This is a genomic window from Achromobacter sp. (genome assembly GCF_032102605.1).
In the GTDB taxonomy this organism is placed as follows: Bacteria; Pseudomonadota; Gammaproteobacteria; order Burkholderiales; family Burkholderiaceae_B; genus Achromobacter.
In genome coordinates this window covers 541,578-565,026 of sequence record NZ_DAMDGT010000002.1, presented here as the reverse complement: position 1 = coordinate 565,026, position 23,449 = coordinate 541,578, and the positions used below count along the sequence as shown (strand labels likewise).

The following is a 23,449-nucleotide window of genomic DNA, read 5'->3' as shown; positions in this document are numbered from 1 at the left end:
AGGGGCTCAGGAAACGGGCTCAATTCACGGGGATCAATCCCGCTTCGAGTCCGAAGCGCAGATACTCTTCCAGCGCCTGGCGCAGGTTGGCCTCGCGCTGGGCTTGCAGCAGGAAATTCCAGGCGCCCATCTCGGCGCCGTTGTCCGCGCCTTCGCGGATCTCCACCGCGCAGGCGCTCGCCAGCTGGCCGTAGGCGGGGGAGCCGAATTTCGTCGACGTATAGGACGGGGCGACGCGCGCAGCGGCGCGCTTTGCGGCCGCCGCGCCCAGGTCCTGCATGGCCAGGTCGGGCTGGCAGCGGTAGCGGCGCGGCGTCACGGAGGGCAGCGGCACGTGGCTGTAGCGCACGCAACCCTCCTGGCGGCGATTGATCGCGAGCGGCGCGTTGAACAACGTGTTCGAGGCGTCGAGCCGCCCGGCGGCCACGCGTCCAAACAGCGTGCTGCCCATGACGCGCAGGGCGCTGTCGTCCACGTCGACCGCGGCGGCGGCCGCCCCTTGCGCGTCGATCAGGCAGCCGTCGATCTCCACGGACGCCAGCGGCGTGGCGCTGCGGATCGGGCCGCAGATGCAGCGGTACAGCGTCAGCGCGAGCTCCGGCGCAGCGCCGGTATGACGCAGACCTCCGCGGGCCGGCGTCAGCGTGCTGTGGCGCAGCGCGACCGAGCGCAGCGCGCCTTGCAGCCGCAGGCCGCCATCCAGCAGCAGGCCGTCCAGCAACAGGCGGGTGCTGGCATTGCCGCGCAGGCGCCAGTCGCCCTGGAATACGGGGCGGCGCAGCGGGCCGGCCTCGATCGCCAGGTGCGTGTCGGGCAGGTTCAGGTCGGGCGCGATGGCTTCGGCGCCATCGTGATCCACCACGATGCGCACGCGCTGGCCGGCCAGGACGGCGCCGAGCGCGTCGGCGAGCGTCGGTGTGTCCGCCGAGGGCACTTGCAGCTCGACGTCGAAATCATCGGCCGCTGGCAAGTCCGGGGTGTCTTGCGCCGCCGCGCTCCTGTCATATGGTCCCGCGCCAATGTCGCCCGGAAAGCCGTAGGCATAGCGGACTTGCGCCGATTGCGCGGTGGCGCCTGGCGGCAGAGCGAGGCGACCGAGGCGCGGGTCCAGCCCGACCAGTACGCCGCCCGGGGCCGGGAAGCTGCGGTCCGGCCGGCCAGGCTTGCCCGCCTTGACCAGCAGGGACGCATCGGGACGACGCCATTCCTCGGGCGAAACGCCGGGGATGGGCGACAGGTTGCAGATCACCAGATGTTCGGCAGGCACGGGTTGGCCATCGATCCACACCTGCAGGACAGGCCCTGGGCCGTCGTCGCCGAACCAGCCTTGTGGCGGCGCGTCGCCGTCGGTCAAGGCCTGTCGGCGGGCCTCCAGTTCGGCGTGCAGATCGCGCCAGGACAAGGGTTCGGGCACGTTGATGGGCTCGGCCAGGTGGTCGATGTCGGACTCGGTGCGCGGGCGGTTGAAGATCGGATGGTCGCGCCCCAGCGGGTCCACGGTGTAGAAGCCGGCCAGTGTCGTGGCCGGAGCTGCGTCGCCCTGCTGCACCGTGTAGGACTGCAGCCGCCACAAATACAGGAGGACGTTGGGCAGGTTGTAGCGTCCGGCCGGCAGCGCGCGCACGTCGGCTGTATGCAGCTCGGCGCCGAACGGGCCATCGGTGCGCTCCATCGCCCGCGCGTGTCGCAGGTCTGGCGTGCGCAGCGCGTGCGGGCGCGGATGGTTGACGTGCTGCGTGGTGGCGACCCGCTCGAAACTCTCGGACACGCGGCTGCGCCAGCCGGTGGCGTCGGACGCCAGTTCCTCCAGCACCAGCGCGGTTCCCTTGCGTCGGCGCAGCCGCAGGGTGTTCGCCACCAGCGCGCGAGGCGAGAACGCCGCGCCCACCGGATAGAGGGCCCGCACGCCCAGCAGGTCTCCCAGGTACGGCACCACCCAGTCGTCGCAGGTTTCGATGAACCAGTTGTCGTACAGCCGGTCGACGTCGGCATCCACCAGCGCGCCCTGGCGCGCCAGCACGTCAAGCAACGCGCGCAGCGGGCCGCCAAGCGCGGCGTCCCGCTCCCGGTAAAAGGCCGGCAGCATGGCAAGCAGGGCATCGGCATCAAGGCGGGAATTCATGTGCGCTCCGACAACAGGATGCTGGCCGGGTCGGGGCGCAGCAGTTCGGCCGGCTGCAGGCTGCCCTGCTGCCAGCGGGCGCTGCGGGCGGGCAACGTGGCGTCGGGTCCGTTGCTGCGTCGCGCTGCGACGCCGTCCAGCCCCGCTTCCAGCACCAGCGCGTCCAGGTCGACCCATTCGACTCCGGCGACGCCCTGCAACACGGCCAGCACCTCCGCCCCGTGCACGGGCTGGCCGAAGGCGCGCGCGGCAAAGCCGAAGGCGTCCAGGATGCGCGTCCGCGCCGCCTGTAGCACCTTGGGCGCTTCGTAGCGCGGGTCGATGCCCAATCCGGCCCGGACGCCGAAATCCAGGTAACGGCACGGCGCAACACGCAGCGGCTGGTAGGGCGGGCGCGCCGCGTCGATGGCCGCCAGCAGGTTGCGGTACAGCGCGCCGGCGGGATCCAGCGCCGCGCCGTCCTCGCCGGCCACGGTCAGGTGCACGAGCCGCTGTTCCCCGTTCCACAGCCACACCGCCTGCGCCTTGCCGATGCCGGTGAACGCGGCGGCGTAATCCTCGAAGTCCCGCAGCGACACGATGCGATCCAGCGTGCGCACGCGCAGCGGCGCGTTGCGGCGGGCGGCGTCGCCGTGTTCGGGATCCGCGCCGCCGGTGGCCGCCACCGGATTGACCACCGCCTTGACCCCGGGCGCGCGCGTGAGCAGGACGCTGAGCTGGCCGCGCGCAAGGTTGCCTTCCCGGCCCAGGCCGACGCGGTAGCGGGCTTCGACATTGGCCGACCCGGACGGCAGGCGCGCGCCATGCACGCCGTCGCCAAACTGCACGGTGGCGCCGCCGCTGTCGTCCACGCGCAGCAGATAGGCGCGGTCGTCCGGGGCCAGCGCGGTGATGCGGGGCGCCTCGCTCCACAGCAGGCCGTCCACCCGCACTTCCAGCGTGCTTGCCGCGCCGCTGGCAGTGGGCGCGGGCACGAAGGTCAGCGGCTTTTGCCGCAGCATGAAGCGCTGGAAGGGCTGGTAGCCGGCGCCGCTGCCCAGCACCTCCGGCTGGATGCGCATCTGCCGGCTGTCGCCGTGGCTGGCGGGCGCCACGTTGGCGTTGATGCGCACGGTGGCCGGCAGGTAGGCGTGCGCCAGGTCGGCGTCCAGCAGCAGCGTGCTGCGACCCCCCGCGCTGTCATTGCGCTGGATGCGGACGATGTCGCAGGCCTCGGCCAGGCTGACGGTGTGGCGCGCGCCGTCCTCGAATTCAAGTTCCGCGCTGGCGCGGTCGCGCGCCACCCGCACGCCCGCCACGGCGTCGCCGCGCAGCAGCCGCGCGCGTGGGGCGACGTTGCCGGCATCGTCTTCGTCCAGGACCAGCCCCGACACGGCCAGCACGCGCTCCTCGGGCAGGTCGGGCTCGTACGACGCCAGCACCAGGGCGTGGCCCTGCGTGAGCCCGGAGGCGGGACGCAAGCCCCAGTCCAGCGGCTCGGATTCGCCGTAGGCCGTGGTCTCGCGCAAGGCGTCGTTGAACTGTTCCCGCACGCGCTCGCCGCGCAGGGTCAGGCGCGTGGTCGGGCCTGCCAGCGCAAAGCCCGCGCGGGCGTCGGGCTTGGCGTCGGCGATGCGGTAAAGCTCTTCGTAGCTGGGCATGGACAGCACGGCCCATCCGCCCGCCACCCACTTGGGATGGCTGGCGTCCAGATGCACGCCATGCACGTCGGCGGGATACAGGCTGGCGGCCGGAATGGTCTGGCGCGCCAGGCCCGGCCCGGACCACGCGAGCGAAATCGTAGCGTCGCCGCCGGCCTCGTAGTATTCGATGCGGATGTCATGCTTGCGACCCGCCGTCAGGCGCGCGCCGCCACTGTATTCCGTGGGCGATTGCTCGCGCCACTGGTCCACCAGCAGCACGTCGTCCACCCAAAGGCGCACGCCGTCGTCGGCCGTGACATGAAAGGTGAAACTGCCGCTGGCGGGCGCCAGCACCCAGCCGGTCCAGCGTACCGAAAAGTTGTCCGCCGGCACGCCGTCGCCCGGCCCGCCGGCAGCCCAACGGAAGTCGATCTGCGGATCGGTCCGCGTCATCAACCGTTCGCCGAACGCCCTGCCGCGGTAATACTCGCCATAAAGGCCCGCGCCCGGCGCGCGGGTGCCGGGCGGATCGGACACGTCGGCCAGCGTGAAGCCCGGCCATTGCGGAAACTGGCTGAACGACGGCTTGGCGTCATCGGCCATGCCAAGGTACGCCGCGCGCAGCGTCGCGGGCATGGCTCGCCAGTCGGGCGCGTTGTAGCCGAACAGCCGCGCCTGCGCGCGCAGCGCATGGCAGCGCGGATTGCGCCGCGCCGGTTGCACATGCGGCGCCACGCTGCCCAGGCCGCGCTCCAGCGTGATCAGGGTGTAGGCCGGCGCGCCGTCCTCGCCCGGCCCGGGCACGAACTCGCGCACCTCGGTCAGGCGCCGGAAGTCCCAGTTCTCGTTGCCGGAATCACGCTCGCGCTCGTCGCCCACGATGAGCACCGTGTCGCCGGGCTTCAGGCGCGTGGCCGCGCCGGCCAGGCAGAGCGTGCGCGCGCCGTAACGGGGCGCCGTCGGCTCCAGCCACGCCAGTTCCAGCGCGTTCCAGGCGGCTCGCGCCTCGACCGGCTGAAGAGTTTCGAAGGTCTGGGCGCGCTCGTCCTGGGCGGGCACGCTCTGCGCGCGAGTCCAGGGTTCCACGCGGGCGCGTAGCGGCGCGCCCGGCGCGGTTTCCAGCGAGAACGCCAGCCAGGTCGTGGCGGCGACGCCAGGACGCAGTTCATAGCCGATGGCGCGGGCCAGTGACTGCACCGATCGGCGTTCGGTCGCGGTGCGCAGATAGCCTTCATTGCCGATGCGCTCCTGGTAAAACGCCAGCACGTCCAGGACGGCCGCCCAGGCGTCGAACAAAGCCATGACGGGGTCGTCTCGGTCGCGGGTCGTCAGCGCTGCAAGTTCGGGCGAACGCGCAAGGTCCGCCGTCAGGCTGGCCAGGAACCGGCTGTGCGTGCCGAGGCGCAGGCGCAACGTAGGCTGGCCGGGCGGATTGGCCAGGTCAGTGGGCGTGAGCGCGGGCTGGCCCGCGCAGCAACCGCAGTCGGCGGGCGACGTCATGATCCGCCCTCCACGATGAAGTCGATGCGGCCGTTCTCGGGGAAGTTCGGGTCGCCGTCCGCGCGCAGCACTTCAAGCGGCGCGGCCAGGATGCGGCCGGTGTCCAGTTCGCCGGCGGGCTCGCGACCCCAGCGTTGGAAGCGTTCCGCGCGCGCCGAGGCCACGCCGGGCACGGCCATCGCCGTGCTCATCAGCGCGGACAGGGCCAGCGGCGTGCCGAAGGTATAGCGGTCGGGATGAAAGAAGCCGGGCATGCCCGCGCGATCCAGGCCGGGCGTGAACGCTTCGCGCAGCGCCGCCTTGACGTCCGCGGCGAAATGCCCGGGCGCGGCGCAAACACGGAGCAGGATGTCCAGCGACACGTGGATGGGATCCGAGAATTCCAGGTCCTGGCCAGCCAGCCGAAAACGTTCCATGAAGGCGCGCATCGTGGCGCGGAACGGCGCATCCACGGCGAGGCCGCCGCGCCGGTCCACGGTCAGGAACACGGTGTGCCAGCTGCCCGTCCAGCGCAAGCGGGCCGCGGCCCGCTGCACCTGCGGATGGCGTTCGGCCAGCCGCGCATAGTCGTCGGCCGTCACCGCGCGTTCCTGCACGCGGAAGGCCTCCGGGGCGTTGAGGCGGATCGCGTCGGCGGGTTCCGGCGCCGCGCCGCCTTGCGCCGGTAGGGGATTGCGCACGCCGGATACGCCCAGCATCAGGTCGGGGTCGTCGGTGACGAGCACGCCGATGGCGCCGGCGCCGACGTTGCCGCCCGGCCCGCCGCCCAGCCGGTAGCGGGCGAGCAGGCGTTCGCCCGGCACGGGCGCGGCCCCGTAGCGGTTGTCGCCAAAGCGCAGCCACGCGGCGCCGTCGGCTTCCATTTCGACCACGAACTCGCGCGCATCGCGGGCGCTGGCCAGCAGGCTGCGCTGCGGCGACCAGGGTGCGCTGGCGGGCGCCGGCACATCGCCGGGCTGGTTCGCGTCGTCGGCCTGCAGCGTCATCCCGCTGGGCAGGGCGCGGCGCGGGTCCTGCGCAAGGGCCGCGCTGGCCGGCCGGGGAGCCGACACGGCCAGGTCGTGCCGATAGGGTTCGGCGCAGGCGAGGCCTGCGTCAGGCAGCCGCGGGCGATAGGGGCGCGAGGCCCGCGCGTCGCGCGCCGTGGCCGTGTCGGGCTGCAGCGGCGTCCAATCGCGCCGGATGCCGTGGTCAGCCAGGACGACATTGCCCCAGGCCACCGACACCGGGCGCTTGACCAGTGCGCCGCCCTCGTCGAATTCGCGGCTGACGCAAAGGGGAAACGGCAGCGCGTCGTCCGGGTGCCAGGCGATCAGCAGCAAGTCTGTGCTGGTCAGGTCGTCTCGCCCCGCGCGCGTTTCGGTCAGGCGGACAGCATGGCGATGAGCTCGGTCCGCGTCCGCCGCGCGCCCGGTCAGCGGGTCGATCGTTTCCTCGAACACCAGCACGTCGCCGCGCGCCAGCGCAAGCGGGGGATCGTTGACCAGCGCGGCCTGCGTTTGCCCTTTGGGCAGGCAGTACGCGGGATCGGCGAAATCGTGCAGCAGGATCCGGCTGTGGGCGGCGTGCAGCGTCAGATCGTGCAGGGTTTCGAAGACTTCCACGCCGGACATCGGCAGCCCGTCCAGGGCGTCGCGGCGGCGCACGGGATGCGCCTGCGCCGCTTCGGGGGTGCTGGTCAGCAACGGTGTGCCGGCGGGCACCACGCGCCCGTCGCCCTGCGCGTTCACATCGAAGGCGACGAAGACGCGCGCATTGCAGCCATCGTGCAGGGGATAGTCGAGCAGGCGCGCATGGCGGCGCAGCGAAGTCCTTCTGCGCGCCGTGTCCAGGTAGGCCTCGGTGGCGGCGGCATCCTGCGCATACGAAAGATGGTCGGCCACATAGGCTAGCGTTTCGACGAGCGCGACGGTGAAGTCCGCGGGATTGCGCTCGATGAAGTCGGGCATGCTTTGCGACAGCCGGTCCAGCATTAGCCGCCGGAAGCTCTCGTAGTCCTTGGCCAGGTAATCCAGCAGCGGTTCGGGCGGCGCGGGAGGCGCGCAGTCGTGAACGTCGGCGCAATCGAATTCCGACGGGCAGCCCGCCTTGAAATTGATCTCGATGGTGGACAGGCACAGGTCGAAACCCGGCGCAGGCGCATCCGGCTCGGCCGGGTTGACCAGCGCCAGCGTGTACCAGGAAAAGTCGCCCGCCTTGTCCACGGCAAGCCGGATTTCGTTGCCCGAGAGCACCGGGTCCGCGGTCAGCGCGATGCCTCGGATGCGCGCGCCGCCTTCGATGCGCACGTTCGCGCGCCCGATGCCGGACACGGGATGCGCGCACACCACGCGCAGCGTGCGCTGGTCGGCCGCGTCGATCTCGACGAACGCGATGCCGTTGTCGCCGGGCGGCTGCTGGGCGCGCAGCAATTGCAGCCGGCGAGGGTTGGCGCTGCGGAACTGGCGGTTCATGGCGCGTCCCGGGTAAAGCGCGCCAGGCGTCGCTGCTGCCCCTGGCGCAGTACATACTGCACGTCGACCTGCAGCACGGCGTCGCGGTGCGAGACATTCACGGATTCCACGGAGATCCGTTCGCCCAGCCACTGCTGCAGCGATCCCTGCACGCTCATCTGGACGGCGGCGGCCAGCGTGTCGCTGTTGGGCGCGAACACCAGTTGCAGCAGTCCGCAGCCGAAGTCGGGGCGGTTGACGCGTTCGCCGGGCACCGTGAAAAGCACCTGCTCGATCATGTCGCGCACGTGCGTGGCGTCGTCGGCGTCGCGGCTGCGTCCGCGCGCATCGGGCTGGAAGGGAAAGCGCAGGTAGGCCATGGGCGGGTTCCTCACATGCCTACGACGCGCGTCTGCGCCTGCAGCGCCATCATCGGCGTGCCGGTGGGCATGCAGATGGACGAGCCAGCCTGCAGGGCTGCCGGCATGCCGCCAATCAGCACGCGCGTGGCGCCGCTGAGCCACATGCCGGTGATGCAGGGCCCGTTGCCTGAAGGCGGCGGCGGAAAAGTGCAGCCGGCGATGGAATACGTCGACAGGATCGTGACGGCAGGCTGGCCCGACAGCAGCACGCGCGGATTGGGCGACAGCGGCAGCGCCTGGCCGCCATGCGAGCATTGCACGGTGGCGCCGAGATGGAGCAGGGGTCCGGGCATGGCTGGCCTCCTAGGTCACCGTCAGGGCGCCCTGGTTGATGTTGACCATCGGGCCGGCCAGCATCACGGTGGCGCCTTGCCCGTTGGAAAGAGTGATGCCCACGTCGCTGATCGAGATCATCGCGCCCGTTTTGGTCTTGAGCAGGATGCCGCCAGTGGGGCCAGGCAGGTCTGAAATCATCAGCGTGTTCTGCCCGCCGGTCTGCAGCACGATGCTGGGCGACACCGGCAACCCCGCCAACGCCAGCGCCGGCACCTCCGCGGCAGATCCCCAGAAGCCGCCGACCCAGATCGGGTAGTCGGGCTTGCCCTGTTCGAACTCCACCCACACGCCCGCGCCGATCTGCGGCAGCACGAACGCGCCGCTTTGCTGCCCCGCGAACGGCACGCACGGCATGGCCCAGCTTGAAACGCCCAGGCCCAGCACGTCCGGCACCTGCACCTGCAGGCGGCCCATCTGCATGGGATCGATGTTGCCGATCACCACGCCGCGGAATTTGCCGTAGTGGCGTTGGGAATCTGTCATGGCGGCACCAGGGGCAAGGTGGAAATCAGGCCGTTGCGGGACAGCGAGAACTGCTGCTTGAATTCGCCCGCCTTGAGCGTGCTGTCCACGCGCTTGACGTAGTACAGGCCGTCGAAGGCCAACCCCGCGCCGCGCACGCCCACGAGTTGGCGCGACTTGAGCACGTGGCCGTAGCGCAGCACGTTCAGCGAACCATCGGCGGTGACCGCGTCGGCGGTCGTGCCGGCAGCCATGGCCAGCCCGCGCCCCAGCGCGGCCGCGGGCGACAGCTTGGCGGTGTCTTTCAGCAGGGTCACCCCTTTGGCCAACGGCGGCAAAAGGCCCAGTGGGGGGCTGATCAGGCTGATGTCGGGCACCGGCAGCGGAATCGGGAACTTGGTCAGCGGGTTCTGGATAAAGACGATGGGCAGCGCGGCATCCGACTGGTTCACCGAAAACGACAGGGATTCCACGTTGCTGTGCACGTCCATGCCCAGGTTCAGCGCCGGCTGCACGGGACCCAGCCGGATCTCGGGCCCCCAGTAGGCCAGGTTGGCGCCCGGCAACGGCCCGGACTCGATATAGAAGACATGGCCGACCTCCGCCGCGAGCTGCCGCACATAGGCAAGATCGGTGCCTTCGTGGGTGGGGATGCGTTCAATGGGGATCGGCACGTCGGTGAATGGCGACGGCACGATCAGCGGCAGCATGCCGTACAGCGCATAGCGGCCGATGATGGCGGCGACGCGCGCGGGCGGCGGCATGGCCGGGTAGGGCAGGCCGCTCATGTCCTGCTTGTCCATCGCAACCGTCAGGTCCTCGCCCGTCACGGTCAGCCGGGACTGTCCGGGCGAGTTGCCGTCCGTGATGTCCTGGCGCGTGACCAACCCATCCATCAGCACCGTGGGCAGCCCGTTCAGCGTGGCGATCAGGATGACGCGCAGCCACGGAACCTGGCCGCCGGTGATCACCAGCAGCGTGTGCAGCGGGGACCGGTTGCTGACGGAAAACGTCAGCTGAAAGCCGCCTGGCCCATCGGCGGACGAGGACACCTCGACGCTTTCCAGGCCGTCCATCACCGGGCGCGGCGCGGGCACCGGCAGGCCGGGCCCCACCAGCAGCGTCAGGTGCACGCCGCTAAGCATCGCCGCCTCCAAGGGGGGCGCCCAGCGGCGCGCCCAGCGCGGCGGGCAGCGTCACGCGCAGGCTGCGTCCCGGCTCTTCCAGTGCGGCGGGACGCGGCGCGTCGTTGCCATCCGCCAGCCGCCAGAACTGCAGTGGATCGCCCAGCGCCACGGCGGCCAGCCGGTCCAGGCGGTCGCCGGGGGCCACGGCGATCTCGCCCACCGACACCAGCGCGGCCGGGTCGGGCAGGAAGCGCCGGCGCAGGTAGACCAGCGGCCGGCCGTCCGCGCCCGGCATTTCGGCGGTGGGCACGTCGTGATAGCGGCTGTTCGCCGGAAAGCGCTGGATGCTCATGGCAGGGACTCCAATCCGACCGAACCCAGGTCGCCCAGCCCGGCCAGCGCGGCCAGCCGTTCCTTGCGCTGCTGGTACACCAGGTACAGATGGCCGCCCTTGTCGCCAAAGCCCAGGTCGCCCACGTGCAGCACCCGCAAGCCCAGCGAGACTTTCGCGCGGATGGGGTTGAGCCGCGCATCGAACGCTTCCTCCGTGATGGAGAAATCGGTCACGCGCACCGGCACCACGCGTTCGCGGCTCCAGACGAAGAGGCTCAACGGCGCGACGGTGGGCGCGATCTCCAGCGTGCCCAGGTTCGCGATCTGGTTGTTGCGGATGAGCGTTGCGCTGTCCGGATACACGATCGTCTCCAGCGCGGCGAGCTGCGCATGGATGCCCGTATCGCGCGCCTGCGGATGATCGTCGGGAAACTCCAGTTGATCGGTGGCGTCCAGTTCGGCGTCCAGCCTGATCGTCTCGGCCGGCGGCCCCTTTAGACGCAGCGGTTCGCCGGCCGGGCCGCCGTCGTCGACGGTCTGCGGCTGCAGCGACCGCGTCAGCGTTTCGGGGTTGTACTGCAGCGAGATGACGCGCTGCACGGCCCCGCTGGCCGGATCGATGAGGATGATGCCGCCGCGCAGCAGGCGGGGCGCAAGCGGCCCGGTCATGGATAGGCCTGCGGTTCGGCGGCGTTGCGCACGGCGGTGACCTTCTGCGCGCCCACCAGTGATTCCGGCCAATCGCGCGCGGCGCTGAACAGTTCGGGGCGATAGTCGAATTCCAGGACATAGCGCGACACCGGCATGCGCGCCGCGCAATCCAGTTCCACGGCGCGCAACTTGCCCGGCGGCTCGTCGACCATGGTGACGTCGGCATAGCGCGTCTGGCACAGGTCGAGCACTTCTCCCACGGTCTTTCCCACCCAGTCTTCCATGACGGCTCCTTGGATCTAGATCAGGTTCATGTTCTTGGGAACGGCGCTGGCGTCGTCCGGCCGGCAAGCGCGGTAAAAGCAGATGCCGCAGCCATCAATGGAGGCCCGCACGGCGGTTTCGACCTTGGCCTGGAAAGTGCCGGTCGCCGCCGCGAACGCGTCGTTCCACCGCGTCTTGAAGTCCACGTTGCGCTTGCGGCAGTCGTACACGGCTTCGTAGTCCTGGATGTTCAGGGCGTAGTTGCAGCTGCCCGCCCCGACGTACTTGACCCAGCCCTGGTTGCCGGCCATGAAATTGGCGACGTCGCCGCCGGAGAAGGCCACGCCCAGCTTGGACTTTTCGGATTTGCTGTACGGGTGCGTGTGGAAGGTGCCCAGCGTGTAGTCGCCTTTTTTCTCGGCTGGCAGGCTGATGCTGCCGCCGCCGCCAGAGCCCGTGCGGATCACACGCTTGCCGTCCTTGTCCGAGACGATGCGTCCGCCGTGCTCCGTGACGGTGTCGCCGCCGTGGCCGGACTTGGACCAGGCCTCGTTCACGGCGTCATAGACGTCGTCCGGCATGGTGTGCGTCGTGGGGCATTTGCGGGCCTCGGCCTCGGCCACGCGCAGGTCGCCCATGCCGGCGCGTTGCACGGTCTGCGCGGCCATGCCGCGCGCGTCCGATGGCACGGCACGGCTGTTCGCGGCGCGATCGGCCTCGGCTTCCAGCGGCGAATGCGCGGCCCCCAGTTCCAGCGGCAGTCCGGGGCGATAGCGCGCCTGCTGCTGCACCACGTGCGCCAGCTCGTGCGCGAGCAGGGCGCGGCCCTGGCGCGTGCCGGGCGCGTAGCGGCCGGCGCCGAAGGCGACATGAGGCCCGACGGTGTAGGCCTGGGCGTCCAGGGCGCGCGCCGACTCGGCGGCGCGCGCGTCCGCATGAATCCGCACGCGGCTGAAGTCGTGGCCATAGCGCTGCTCGAAATCCGCCCGGTCGGCGGCGGCCAGCGGCTCGCCGGCGCTTTGCAGGACGTTCTCCACCTGTTCCGGCACCGCCGTCTTGCCGCGGCGCGCGCGTCCCGCCAGCGGCGCGGCGGCGCAGGACGACTTGCCGCCGCACCCGCAGGCGCAACGGCGAAGCAGCAGGCGCGATTGCGGCGGCGACGTGTCGGGCCGCGGTGCGAACAGGGATGTGGCCGATCTCATGGCCGTGGCGCTCAGTGCTTGCCGCCGAACGTGCCGGCGATCGCGCGACCCGCCTGTCCGCCAGCGTGCTCCGGTTGCGAGCCTTGCGCCACGGTGCGCAGCCGGTCGACTTCGGTCTCGGCGTCGGCGGAAGCGCCTCCGTGCTCCGCCGCGCGCCGCACCAGTTCGTTCACCAGGGCAGCGACGAAGGCGTTGCGCTGGGCAGCGTCATAGCTCGGCAGGCTCAGTGAGCGGATATGCAGGTGTATTGCAGGTTTCATGGCCATCCCCTTGTTTCGGCGTCGGCCAGCGGCCGTTCGCGCTTGGCGGCTTCGGCGTGCGCGGCTTGCAGCACGTGAGCCATGGTGACTTCGGTGCCGGCGTCGGCGGCCAGGAAGGCCGCGTTCAGCGCGACGTTGCGGATGCTGCCGCCCGTCAGGTTCAGGCGCGCCAGTTGGCGCGGATCCAGCCCTCGGGTCGGCGTGGCGGCCGGGAAGACGCCGCGCCAGATTCGCGCGCGCTGATCCAGGTCGGGGAACGGGAACTGCACGACGAAGCGCAGTCGCCGCAGGAATGCGCTGTCCAGGTTGGACTTCAGGTTGGTGGTCAGCACCGCCAGGCCGCGGTAGGACTCCATCCGCTGCAGCAGGTAGCTGATTTCGATGTTGGCGTAGCGGTCGTGGCTGTCTTTTACTTCCGAACGCTTGCCGAACAGCGCGTCGGCTTCGTCGAACAGCAGGATCGCGCCGCCGTCCTCGGCCGCTTCGAACAGCCGGCGCAGGTTCTTTTCGGTTTCGCCGATGTATTTGCTGACGACGGCGGAAAGATCGATGCGGTACAGGTCCAGCCCGGTTTCGCGCGCCAGGGCCTCGGCGGCCATTGTCTTGCCCGTGCCGCTTTCGCCGGTGAACAGCGTGGCCAGTCCCAGTCCGCGCGATTGCGCGGCCGCGAAACCCCAGTCCTGGTGCACCCGGTAGCGCTGGCGCAGGTGGGCGGCAATCTGGCGCAGCACCGCGAGTTGCGGCTCGGGCAGCACCAGATCGTCCCAGCCCGCCGCGGGCGCCAGGCGCTGGGCCAATCCGTCCAACCGGCGGCGGCTGGCCTGCGAGCAGCCCTTCCAGAGCAAGGCGGCCGGATCGGTCGCCGGGTCCAGCAGCGCGGGCGTAAGGGCGGAGGCGGTCAGTTGCAGCGTGCGCGAATCCAGTCCGAACTGGCTTGCCACCTGGTCCAGCGCCGGGCCGGCTCGTTCGGCGGCTTGCGGGGACAACGCCTGCCGCCACAATGCCCGGCGATCAGCCTCGCACGGCCGGGAAATCGCGCAGTGACGAACATTGGCGCGCAGCGTCACCGGTTCGCGCACGCCAACCAGGCACAGCCCGCCTGCCTGTTCGACCAGCTGCCGCCCCGCCGGCGCCAGGCCGTCCGCGGCGTCGACGAACAGCGCGGCGCCCAGCAGCACGGCCTCGCGCTGCCACAGCGTCAGCAGCGCATCGCGTTCGGTCGCATCGGCAGGAACGTCTTCGGCCTTCAGCGTCAGACATGCCAGTCCCGCGCCGTGGGCCGCGCGCGCGGCCACGTCTTCCTGTGCGCCGGGGTCGTCGCCTTCCAGCACGAATACGGGCAGGGCCTGGCCGTCCGCGTTTGCGATCCATTCCGCGATCTGCTGCGACGCGGCTTCATGCGCCGGCGCGGCATGCTGCAGCGGTTGGGCCGGGCGCATGAGCGGCCGCAGGCGCGTGTCCGGCTCGTTCAGGCCGGCCAGATAGTGCAGCACGCGTTCGTCGATGCGCAGCCGAGCGGTGCTCAAGTCCGCCGTATCGTCCACGTCCAGCAGCCGCCACCGGCGCAGCGGGCGCTGCGGCGACAACGCGCTCCAGTGCGCGCCTTCCAGCTCGGCCAGCGCCAGCGAGAAGCTCGCGTGGCGCTTGCCGCCCCGGCCTTGCGCCTGGACGCAGAGTTCGGCCAGGGCGGCGTCCATTTCCATGCCAGCGCAGAGCAGCAGCAGGTCGCGCTCGAACGCCGACAGGCCGAAGGCGGCGGTCAATTGGTCGATGGCGCCGTCGCCGTCCAGCGCGGCGCGGGCCTCTGCCAGTTGCTGCGACCCGTTACGCGGCGGCCGGCTGCCCGGCCGGCGCAGGCGCGTGCGCAGCCGCGTGAATTCCGCCGCCAGCAACTGCTGGTTGGCTTCGGTCCAGGCAAGGGGCGCGCGCGCGTTCATGGCAGCTCGATCTGGCGGTCAAGGTATCGGGCCGGGACCGCTTCGCGGTCGACCAGCGGGCTCTCGATTCCGTCCACGCGCAGGCGCACCAGGAACCGGGTTCCGGCCGGCGGCGCGTCGCGCCATACAAAGGCCAGCTGGCTGACGGGCGCGGCGTTGGGTTCCGCGGGCAGCTCCTGGTCGCCCAGCAGCAGGCTGGCCGACTGGCCGGGCTGCAAGGGCGGCGCGATCCCCAGTTCAATGCGCACTTCGCCCGCGCTGCGCGTGGCGGACACCGGAGGCAACGCGGGTTCGGGCGCCAGCACCAGCGCAAGCTGGTTGCTGTCGCGGCGCAGGCCAGTATCCGCCGCCTGAACCGCGGCATGGACGCGGTACACGCCCACGGGCAGGTCCGCGGGCATGGTCAGCCGCAGCCATGCATCCGTGCCGGCCTCGACCGTCACGCTGCGTTCCGCGTCCAGCGTGGAGTGGCGCAACGACACCAGCCGCGCCAGGCCGTCCAGGTGGTGGCCCAGCAGGGTCACGGTCCCACCCGGCACCGCAACGGGCTGCCGGCCGGCGGGCTGCACCGAAAGCAGCGTGGGCAGGGGCGGCGTCAGTCCCGGAAACACCGTCACGCCACGATCGCGCGGCGTGCCGGGGATGGGTTCGCCGCGCGTCAGCACGGGCAGCGCGCCTCGCCCCGGCCGGCGGGATTCGATCAGCACCACCGACACCTGGAACGCGGCCGTCGGGCGATAGTGGGCCTGAAGCGCGGACCACAAGCGCGACATTTCCTCGGCGCCCAGCGCGGACGGCGTGATCTTCAGCAGCTCGATCTGACTGGCCAGGTCCGCGCCGCGCAGGCTCTGGTAAACCGTCGGCAGGATGGCGCCGTCCACCACGTCCGGATCCAGCGCGCGGCGCACGGCTTCGCGCGGCAGCACCGCGGTTTCATGCAGCAGTTGCAGGGCATATCCCAGCAGCACCTCGGCCTGCAGTTCGGCGCGGCCATAGGCGGTAAGCAGATAGTGCAGGTCCAGCGCCAGGGGCGGGTTGGCGATGCGATCGCCTGCCGGATCGCGCGACGGCAGGGCGGCATTGCGCCATGCCGCGTTGGGGGTGACCTGGTGCAGGAAAAGATTCAGCTGCGGATCTTCCTGGTTGTCCAGCGACACGGCGTCCGGCGCCAGCGCCGACACCTTCACGCCGGCGCCCAGCGCATCCGTCACGGCGTGGTCGATCATGCCCGAATCGAGCAGGTCCTTGATGACGGCCGTGACCGCCGCGATGGCCAGCGCGTTGCTCATGGCAGCCCCGAACGCCGCGCGGCAAGGTAGGCGCGCAAGGACAGCGCGCCGGACCGCGCGGGCGCGGCCGGACGCGGTACGACAGGGGGCGGGGCAACTTCCAGGCGGTCGATGGTGATGTGCACCTCGGGCGGGGCGCGCCGGGCCGCCGTGACGGGCTCGGATGGTGAGTCCGAGGCACGTCGCGTCGCGTAGGTTTCTTCGGCTTTCCTGGTGGCGTCCTGGATGGCGGCGTTGGCGTTCTGCGCCGCCCAGGCTTGATGCTGGCGGGTCATCGGTTGGAGCGGCGGCAGCTTTCCGGCCTGTCCGGTGTCCGATCCGGCGGCACGCGCCACCATGGGGATGGGGTTGCGCGAAGCCGACTGGCCAGATGCAGGCAGATCCGTGAAAGGCGACGTCGCGCCTTGCGGCGCGGTGGCTGCCGCAACGGAGTTCTCTGCACGGAATGGAGCAGGCGAATCCTGGGCGTAGCGAACCGTGGCGCCATTGATGGCTGCGCTTTCGGGGCCGTGGTCTTGCCGTTCGAATCCGGCCTCGTTCTGCACCGGGGACGCCGCGACCCGCCGCGCACGCGGCTCGCCATTCGGCGTGTCGACGCCGAACGCTTGCGCCGCCGCGTCGTAGTCCGGGGCCGCTGTTGGCGCGCCCGACTGCGCGCCCATCAAGCCATCCTCCGCCGAGACGACTGTTCGCGTGGCGGCACGCGCCCCGGCAATCGGCGCGGGCGCGCTGCGCAGGCGTGGGGCCATGCCAAGGCTGCGGCTGGCAAGCTGGCGCAGGAAGCCGCTCATGGCGTGGTCTCCCGATCCGCGAGATCCAGGTACACGGCCCGCCGGGCCGGCCCCAGCGCCAATACCTGCGGCTCGGTCCAGCCGTAGGCGCGCGCCAGGCGGTGCACGTCCAGCAGCAGGCCGCGGGCGCACGCGCTGATGTCCTCCCACACGCAGGCGTCGGCGTCCAGGACGACGGTCCATTCGTGCGCGCAGTCCGCGCAGCGCAGCGACAGCTCGATGTTGGCGGCCGGATCCAGCGCCTCCATGCGTGCCTCGATGTCGTCCAGCGCCGCGCCGCGCGGCAGGAGGGCGTCATCGCGTGCATCCAGCCGGCACGCCCGCAGCAATAGGTCGAGTGCGGCGCCAGGGTCGACGGCCGACGCGGCGTTCGCCTGGTCGCGGCTGTTGGGCAGGCGCCAGGCTGCGCCATGCGCATCGAAGGCGGACTCCTGCGCGGCGCGTTCGGGCGGTTCGGGCAGCGCATCCAGCAGCGCGGCAAGATCGACGTCGAAAGCCATGGCCGAACCGCACGCGGGACAATCCGCGCAGGCCGCGAGCCGCGGGCCGAACGTGGCGCTGCGCAGGCGCAGCAGCGACAGCGTGCGCCACCCCACGGGCCGCGACGCGACGTCCACGCCCGGCATCGCCACGGCCAGCGCGTGCAGGCCGCGGTCTATCGGACCGCGGTCACGACCCGTCTCCCACAGCGCAAGAATCTGCGACTCCATCAGCGCGTCCATGGCAGCGCTCCATCAGGCCGGCTCGACGAAGCTCGGTTCGGCGGGTTCCGCCACTTCGTAGTCGCGCTCCCATCCTTCGTTCTCGAGCTTGATGGACTGGATCGCCACCGCGTTCGCGTTCGCGTCCAGGTCGGGCAACGCCTGGTATTCCGACACCCAGCAGCGAAACACCTTGTAGGCCAGCACCAGCTGCCCGGCTTCGTTGTAGACCTCGATGATGAGGTCCTTGCGGAAGTCCTTCAGCGATACCTCGCTGCCCAGCCCCGATCCGAAGTTCCAGACCTTGTTGGCCCATTGCTCGAATTCGCGGTCGTGGGTGACGCCGCGCTCCAGCGTGACGGCCTCGTACTTGTTGCGGCCGGGAGACTTGCGCCCGCTGGACGGGTCACCGCCTTCGCGGTGTTCAACCACTTCGGTGCTGCGCTTGAGCGCCGACACCTTGCTGACGCCCGCCACATAGCGGCCATCCCATTTCACGCGGAATTTGAAATTCTTGTACGGGTCGAAGCGCTGCGGGTTGACGGTGAACTGCGCCATGGCGATCTCCTGGTAACCGTGGTCGGCGCCGGCCCGCGCCGCATGCGGCGCGAGCGCGTACGCCGGGCTCAGGCCTGTATCTGGCCGGCCAGTTGCTGGATGCTGATGACGACGAACTCGGCGGGCTTGAGCGGCGCGAATCCCACCAGGATGTTCACCACGCCGCGATTGATGTCGTCCTGCGTGGTGGTTTCCCGGTCGCACTTGACCAGATAGGCCTCGCGCGGCGAACTGCCCTGGAACGCGCCCTGGCGGAACAGCGTGTTCATGAACGCGCCGATGTTCAGGCGTATCTGCGCCCACAGCGGCTCGTCGTTGGGCTCGAACACCACCCACTGCGTGCCGCGGTACAGCGATTCTTCCAGGTAGAGGGCAAGGCGCCGCACCGGCACGTACTTGTATTCCGACGTCAACTGGTCGGCGCCGCGCAAGGTCCGCGCGCCCCAGCTCACCGCCCCGTAAACCGGGAACGTGCGCAGGCAATTGACGCCCAGCGGATTCAGGCTGCCGTTCTCGCCATCGGTCAGCGTGGCGGCCAGCGCAATGACGCCGGACAGATTGGCGTCGGTGCCGGCCGGAGCCTTCCAGACGCCGCGGTTGCCGTCGGTGCGCGCATAGAGGCCCGCGATCGTGCCGCTGGGAGGCGCCAGTCGAGGCTTGCCGTTCTTCAGCGGATCGGACACGTACGTCCACGGGTAGTACACCGCCGCATGGTCCGACTTGGGCAGCGCGGTGCCGGTGGCGGCGGCCACCATCGCCGCCGGATCGACGGCCGTGGGCGGCGAGTCGACGATCATGAAGGCGCGCCGTTCTTCGCAATACGAAACCGCGTCCGCCAGGACGCCGCTGTGCGTGATGCCCGGCAGGCACAGCAGGTTGAAGATGTCCGCGTCTTCCAGCGCATACAGTCCCTGCCGCAGCGCGCGGTTGCCGATGAACGCGGCGTACACGTCGCCCGGCCCATAGGGCGTTTCCGTGCCGCCTTCGAGCAGCGCGTCGACCGGCGGCGGCGAAGTCACGGCGCCCGTCAGCAGGTGCAGGGAGGCGGCCACGTCGTTGGCTGGCGCTGCTGCGACCTCAATCGTGGAACCCAGCCCGCGCGAGCCGCTGGCCAGGACCAGCGTGCTGCCCTGCACCCGGACGGTGAAGTCGCGGAAAGCCGGTGTGCCCGGACGCAACGCGCGCACGGCGGCCTGCAGCCGCGCCGCCACGTCTTCCAGCTTGGCGGGCAGCGCGCCGCCGGCGGCCGCCGCGTCGCCGACGCTGACGATTTCCGGTCCCAACCCGTCCAGGGTGATGCGCAGGCTGGAGTGCGTGGCGTCGGGCAGCGCATCCAGATCGGTCGCGCCGAAGGCGTCGCTGGTCAGCGTGGCGGGGTCGGGCGTGGGCGCGGGGCGGATGATGGCCGCCCCGTCGGTCTCGATGCCGCCGGCCAGCGATCCCAGCATCAGCACGCCGGCCGCGTTGTTGCGCGCGCCGGACAGGACGCGCACGCTGGCGTTTTCCCCGCCCGCGCCGGACGTCAGCACCAGCGTGTTGCCGTTGCGCGCGGCCGTGAAATTCGCCAAGGCCGGCCGGCCCAGCGCCTGCGCCCGCACCTTGGCCTGGATGGCGGCAGCCAGCGATGTCAGGCGCTGCGTCGCCGTGCCGCCTGACAGGTCGCCGGGCAGCGCGATGCTGACGCCCACCGGCTCCAGTCCGTTCACGGCCACCCGGAAGTCGGTGTGCGTCGCATCCAGCAGCGTCTGCACATCGCCCAGCGTTCCGCTGACGCTGGTGCCGGCGGGCAGCGCGTCCAGCGCGCCCTGCGACAGCAACCGCTCCAGCCTGACCAGCTGCGACACACCCTGCACCAGGTCCAGCAGGTAGCGCGGATCCCGCGCGTTCAACGACACGTTGGCATAGCTTTCCGCCCGGCCGTCGCTGCCGCGGATGAACTGGATGTTGAAGGTGCTGGACGGCACGGCGGTCGCGTAATCCACGCGGACCTGGATGCTGTTGCCCGACACGCCCGGATCCAGCGCGCGGACAGCAAGCACGTCCACGGCCGTCGCGCTCTTCAAGGTGCGCTGCGCGGGCGACGCTTCCTTGACCACGCGCACGATCCAGGCGTCCGTGCCGCCGTTCATGAAGAACTGGCGCACGGCATAGCCAAGCTCGGAGTCGTCCGCAAGTCCGCCGAAGGCGCGCTCGTAATCGGAAAAACTGAAAATCCGGACCGCCTTGTTGACGGGACCGCGCGGTGCCGCGCCCAGGAACGCCGCGACCGATGTCGCAACGCCGGCGATGGTGCGCACGCCGCTGGGAATTTCCTGGATGTACACCCCGGGATGGGACAGGGTAAGGGCCATGAGCTGCTCCTTCACACGACTTCTTGGATGAAGTGTTCTTGCCGTAGGAGAGTCTTACTGAGCCGCCAGCGCGCCGCAGGGCATGGGCAGGGAAACTGGCGATTCGCGCGAGGCTGCGCGGTGATGGCGGGCGTTGCGCCGCTCTAGTTGGATTGCAGCGAAAAGGCAATCGGGCAAAAGCAGCAAGCCCTGTGTGAAGGAGTTATAGAAGTTCTGCCCGAACCGATCAACAGCTTTTTAACGGCGTTAACGTTCTGTTTCTTATTCAGGGTGAAGTCAGCTTGAGGCGTTGGGGCAATTGAACCGCGCGTCCCTCTGGCGTATAAACCGTAGCGGCGACACCTCGGAATGATCCGCAGGGCAGGTCGCCCCGGCCGGCCCGGCAGGCGGCCCAAGCCCCAAGGAGCGTGAGATGAACGGCGTGTCCCGATTGCTGCGTTTGCGTGCCTCGACTTTGCATTCGTCTACCCCGGCGGGGACTTCCAGGCATCGCGCGCATGCCGCTTGGGCGTTGGTCGCGATGGCGGCGGGGACGAGCCTGGCGCTTGGCGGCGCGGCCCAGGCGCAGAACCAGAACCCGCCGCAGGTCCAGGCTGCGGCGGCATCCCAGGCGCAAGGCGACGCCGCCCGCGCCCTGCAATGGCCCCGCACCTTCTCCGCGCCGGACGGCTCCCGGGTCGAGCTCTATCAACCCCAGATCGACACGTGGACCGCCGATCGCATCACCGGCCGCATGGCGGTGGCCGTCGGCGCCGCCAAGGGCAACCCGACTTACGGCGTAGCGGATTTTTCCGCGCGCGCCGACGTCAACAAGCCGGCCGGACTGGTCCATTTGTCGGACATCCGCATCGAACGCGTGCAGGTCCCGACGGCGCCGCAAGAGGCCGCCCGGCTGCGCAGCCAGCTAGAGGCGCGCATTCCCGCCAAGGGCGTGGTGACGCCGCTGGACGCCCTGCAGCTCAGCTACGCCCTGTCGCAGAACAACCCCGCCACGAAGACGGTGCCCGTGAACAATGCGCCGCCGCGCATCATCTACCGGACCGTGCCGGCCGTGCTGGTGCTGGTGGATGGCCCGCCCGCGTGGGCCGGACTGCCGGACGCACAGGGTTGGCGCCGCGTGATCAACACCCGCGCCTTGATCCTGGGCGACAGCGCCGGCCGCCTCTATCTGCAGGCCGCGGGCCACTGGTACGAGTCCGGCGCCATCGACGGTCGCTGGAAGACCGTGCCGCAGCCGTCGGCCGCGCTGCTTGCGGCCGCCGACGTCGCCCGCCGCCAGTCCACGCCCGACCCGCTGATGCCTCATGGCAACAAGGCGCCGCAGCGCGCGCCGGACATCGAAGTGTCGACGGTTCCCGCCGAGCTGTTGATCACGATCGGCCAGGCCGAACTGCGGCCGGTGCCGGGAACGTCGCTGCTGTCGGTCACCAACGCCGATCACGCGGTGTTCATGAACCCGGGCGACAACCGCTACTACCTGCTCGTGTCCGGCCGCTGGTTCCGCGGCCCCAGGCTCGAAGGACCGTGGTCCTATGTGCCGGGCAAGGACCTGCCGCGCGACTTCGCGCGGATTCCGCCGCAAGACCCGCAGGGCGGAGTGCTGGTGTCGGTGCCCGGCACGCCGCAAGCCCGCGAGGCGGTCATCGCATCCACGATTCCGCAGACCGCAACCGTGTCGCGCACCGGCGCGACGCTGCAGGTGCAGTATGCCGGCGGGGCTCCGGTCATGCGTCCGATCGAAGGCACGCCGCTGCACTACGCATCGAACTCCCAGGTGCCCGTGATCCAGGCGGACGGCCGCTATTACGCCCTGTCGCGGGCCGTGTGGTTCGTGTCGGACTCGCCCACGGGACCGTGGCGCGTCGCCGACCACGTGCCGGCGGCCATCTACGCCATTCCGGCTAATTCGCCCCTGCACTACGTGACCTATGTGCAGGTTTATGGGTCAACCCCGCAGACCGTGGTGTTCGGCTACACGCCCGGCTACATGGGCGTGGTGGCCGCGCCCGACGGCACCGTCGTCTACGGCACGGGCTATACCTACCCGCCCGTTATCGTCCAGGACACCTGGGTGGGCTATCCGCCCAGCTATGGCTACAACGCGGCCTTCGACTCCGCCGCCGGCTTCGCCTTCGGGTTCGCGGCCGCGGAGGCCTGGGGCGGCGCAGCCCCTTACTGGGGCCCATACTATGGGGCGCCCCATTGGGGCGGCGTCGACGTGAACAAGGTGGACGTCTATGGCGCCTGGGGCGGATCCGGGACTGTGACCCATGAGGCGGGCTGGAACGGCTGGACCGGCAACGAATGGCAGGGCACCCATGCCGAAGGCTACAACCCGCAGACGGGCGCCGCCTTCGAAGGCACGCGCGGCGCGGCCTACAACGAATACACCGGCAATGCCGCCGCGGGCCGCCGTGGCGCGTACACCGACCCGGTCACGGGCGCATCGGGCGAGGGCCGGGCGGGCGCGGTCGAAAACGACGATGGCCAGTGGGCAGCGGGACGGCAGGGCGTGCGCACCAACGCGGACACCGGCCGCACCACGTATTCGTCAGCCGCGGCGACGGGCACGGCGGGGCAAGGGGTGGACAGCGTGGACCGGCGCGGCGCAACCTACGACCGCAACACGGGCAGCGGCGCGGCCTGGAACAACGGCAACGTCTATGCCGACCACAACGGCAATGTCTACGAACACAACGACAACGGCTGGCAGCAGCATACGTCGTCGGGCTGGCAGCCCGTTCAGCCGAATACGCAAGCCAATGCCAACTACCTGAATCAGCAGCGCCAGGCTCGCGACTATTCGACGCAACGCACGGGCGGCGAGTACGGAGGCGGCTGGCAAGGCCGGGACATGGGCGAAACGGCTGGCGGCTGGCAAGGGCGCATGGGCGGCATGGACGGCGGCTGGCAGGGCCGAAGCATGGAAGGCGGCTGGCAAGGCCGCGGCATGGAAGGCCGCAGCTTTGGTGGTTTTGGCGGGTTCCGGGGCGGCGGTTTCCGACGTTGAGCGGCTCGCGGAGCGATCAACGGCAATAGAAAAACAAGCCCTGGATCAGGGCTTGTTTTCTATCTGGCCATGCGACAAG

The 23,449-nt window shown here is 70.5% G+C and carries 19 protein-coding genes; 1 reads left to right on the top strand and 18 read right to left on the bottom strand.

Annotated features, from left to right (window positions below; all coding sequences use genetic code 11):
* Positions 1-19: 19 nt before the first annotated feature.
* The 18 genes from RT614_RS07375 to RT614_RS07290 form a co-directional block, all read right to left on the bottom strand.
* Positions 20-2,122: a phage tail protein gene (locus tag RT614_RS07375; protein ID WP_313621378.1), complete on the bottom strand. Its 2,103-nt coding sequence runs from the start codon at positions 2,120-2,122 to the stop codon at positions 20-22.
* Positions 2,119-5,244, bottom strand: a complete 3,126-nt coding sequence (locus tag RT614_RS07370; protein ID WP_313621376.1) for a putative baseplate assembly protein — start codon at positions 5,242-5,244, stop codon at positions 2,119-2,121. Before RT614_RS07370 ends, RT614_RS07375 begins: the two co-directional genes overlap by 4 nt.
* Complete coding sequence (locus tag RT614_RS07365) at positions 5,241-7,697, bottom strand: putative baseplate assembly protein (protein WP_313621374.1); 2,457 nt, start codon at positions 7,695-7,697, stop codon at positions 5,241-5,243. The genes RT614_RS07370 and RT614_RS07365 overlap by 4 nt, the downstream gene beginning before the upstream one ends.
* Positions 7,694-8,056 (bottom strand): GPW/gp25 family protein, encoded by a 363-nt coding sequence (locus RT614_RS07360; protein ID WP_313621373.1) that lies wholly within the window; start codon positions 8,054-8,056, stop codon positions 7,694-7,696. The genes RT614_RS07365 and RT614_RS07360 overlap by 4 nt, the downstream gene beginning before the upstream one ends.
* A gap of 11 nt (positions 8,057-8,067) precedes the next feature.
* Positions 8,068-8,391, bottom strand: a complete 324-nt coding sequence (locus RT614_RS07355; RefSeq protein WP_313621372.1) for a hypothetical protein — start codon at positions 8,389-8,391, stop codon at positions 8,068-8,070.
* A 10-nt stretch (positions 8,392-8,401) separates the two neighbouring features.
* Positions 8,402-8,917: a phage baseplate assembly protein V gene (locus tag RT614_RS07350; protein WP_313621370.1), complete on the bottom strand. Its 516-nt coding sequence runs from the start codon at positions 8,915-8,917 to the stop codon at positions 8,402-8,404.
* Entirely contained in the window at positions 8,914-10,041 is a 1,128-nt protein-coding gene (locus RT614_RS07345) for a hypothetical protein (protein WP_313621368.1), read from the bottom strand. Before RT614_RS07345 ends, RT614_RS07350 begins: the two co-directional genes overlap by 4 nt.
* Positions 10,034-10,375: a LysM domain-containing protein gene (locus tag RT614_RS07340; RefSeq protein ID WP_313621367.1), complete on the bottom strand. Its 342-nt coding sequence runs from the start codon at positions 10,373-10,375 to the stop codon at positions 10,034-10,036. Before RT614_RS07340 ends, RT614_RS07345 begins: the two co-directional genes overlap by 8 nt.
* A complete protein-coding gene (locus RT614_RS07335) occupies positions 10,372-11,025 on the bottom strand; it encodes a hypothetical protein (RefSeq protein WP_313621365.1) in 654 nt (217 codons plus the stop codon). The genes RT614_RS07340 and RT614_RS07335 overlap by 4 nt, the downstream gene beginning before the upstream one ends.
* Entirely contained in the window at positions 11,022-11,291 is a 270-nt protein-coding gene (locus RT614_RS07330) for a hypothetical protein (RefSeq protein ID WP_313621364.1), read from the bottom strand. The genes RT614_RS07335 and RT614_RS07330 overlap by 4 nt, the downstream gene beginning before the upstream one ends.
* Positions 11,292-11,306: 15 nt before the next feature.
* Positions 11,307-12,473 (bottom strand): DUF4157 domain-containing protein, encoded by a 1,167-nt coding sequence (locus RT614_RS07325; protein ID WP_313621363.1) that lies wholly within the window; start codon positions 12,471-12,473, stop codon positions 11,307-11,309.
* Positions 12,474-12,484: 11 nt separating this feature from the next.
* Entirely contained in the window at positions 12,485-12,733 is a 249-nt protein-coding gene (locus RT614_RS07320) for a hypothetical protein (RefSeq protein ID WP_313621361.1), read from the bottom strand.
* Positions 12,730-14,670: an ATP-binding protein gene (locus tag RT614_RS07315; RefSeq protein WP_313621359.1), complete on the bottom strand. Its 1,941-nt coding sequence runs from the start codon at positions 14,668-14,670 to the stop codon at positions 12,730-12,732. The genes RT614_RS07320 and RT614_RS07315 overlap by 4 nt, the downstream gene beginning before the upstream one ends.
* Positions 14,667-15,959, bottom strand: coding sequence for a DUF4255 domain-containing protein (locus RT614_RS07310; RefSeq protein WP_313621358.1), 1,293 nt, complete (start codon positions 15,957-15,959; stop codon positions 14,667-14,669). Before RT614_RS07310 ends, RT614_RS07315 begins: the two co-directional genes overlap by 4 nt.
* Entirely contained in the window at positions 15,956-16,750 is a 795-nt protein-coding gene (locus RT614_RS07305) for a hypothetical protein (RefSeq protein ID WP_313621357.1), read from the bottom strand. The genes RT614_RS07310 and RT614_RS07305 overlap by 4 nt, the downstream gene beginning before the upstream one ends.
* Positions 16,747-17,472: a hypothetical protein gene (locus RT614_RS07300; protein WP_313621355.1), complete on the bottom strand. Its 726-nt coding sequence runs from the start codon at positions 17,470-17,472 to the stop codon at positions 16,747-16,749. The genes RT614_RS07305 and RT614_RS07300 overlap by 4 nt, the downstream gene beginning before the upstream one ends.
* A gap of 12 nt (positions 17,473-17,484) precedes the next feature.
* On the bottom strand, positions 17,485-18,009 hold the full coding sequence (locus RT614_RS07295) for a phage tail protein (RefSeq protein WP_313621353.1): 525 nt from the start codon (positions 18,007-18,009) through the stop codon (positions 17,485-17,487).
* Positions 18,010-18,077: 68 nt separating this feature from the next.
* Positions 18,078-20,360, bottom strand: a complete 2,283-nt coding sequence (locus tag RT614_RS07290) for a phage tail sheath subtilisin-like domain-containing protein (RefSeq protein WP_313621352.1) — start codon at positions 20,358-20,360, stop codon at positions 18,078-18,080.
* 520 nt (positions 20,361-20,880) lie between these two features.
* On the opposite strand from RT614_RS07290, the gene RT614_RS07285 reads away from it, so the two are divergent.
* A complete protein-coding gene (locus RT614_RS07285; protein ID WP_409558436.1) occupies positions 20,881-23,370 on the top strand; it encodes a carbohydrate-binding family V/XII in 2,490 nt (829 codons plus the stop codon).
* Positions 23,371-23,449: the final 79 nt, after the last annotated feature.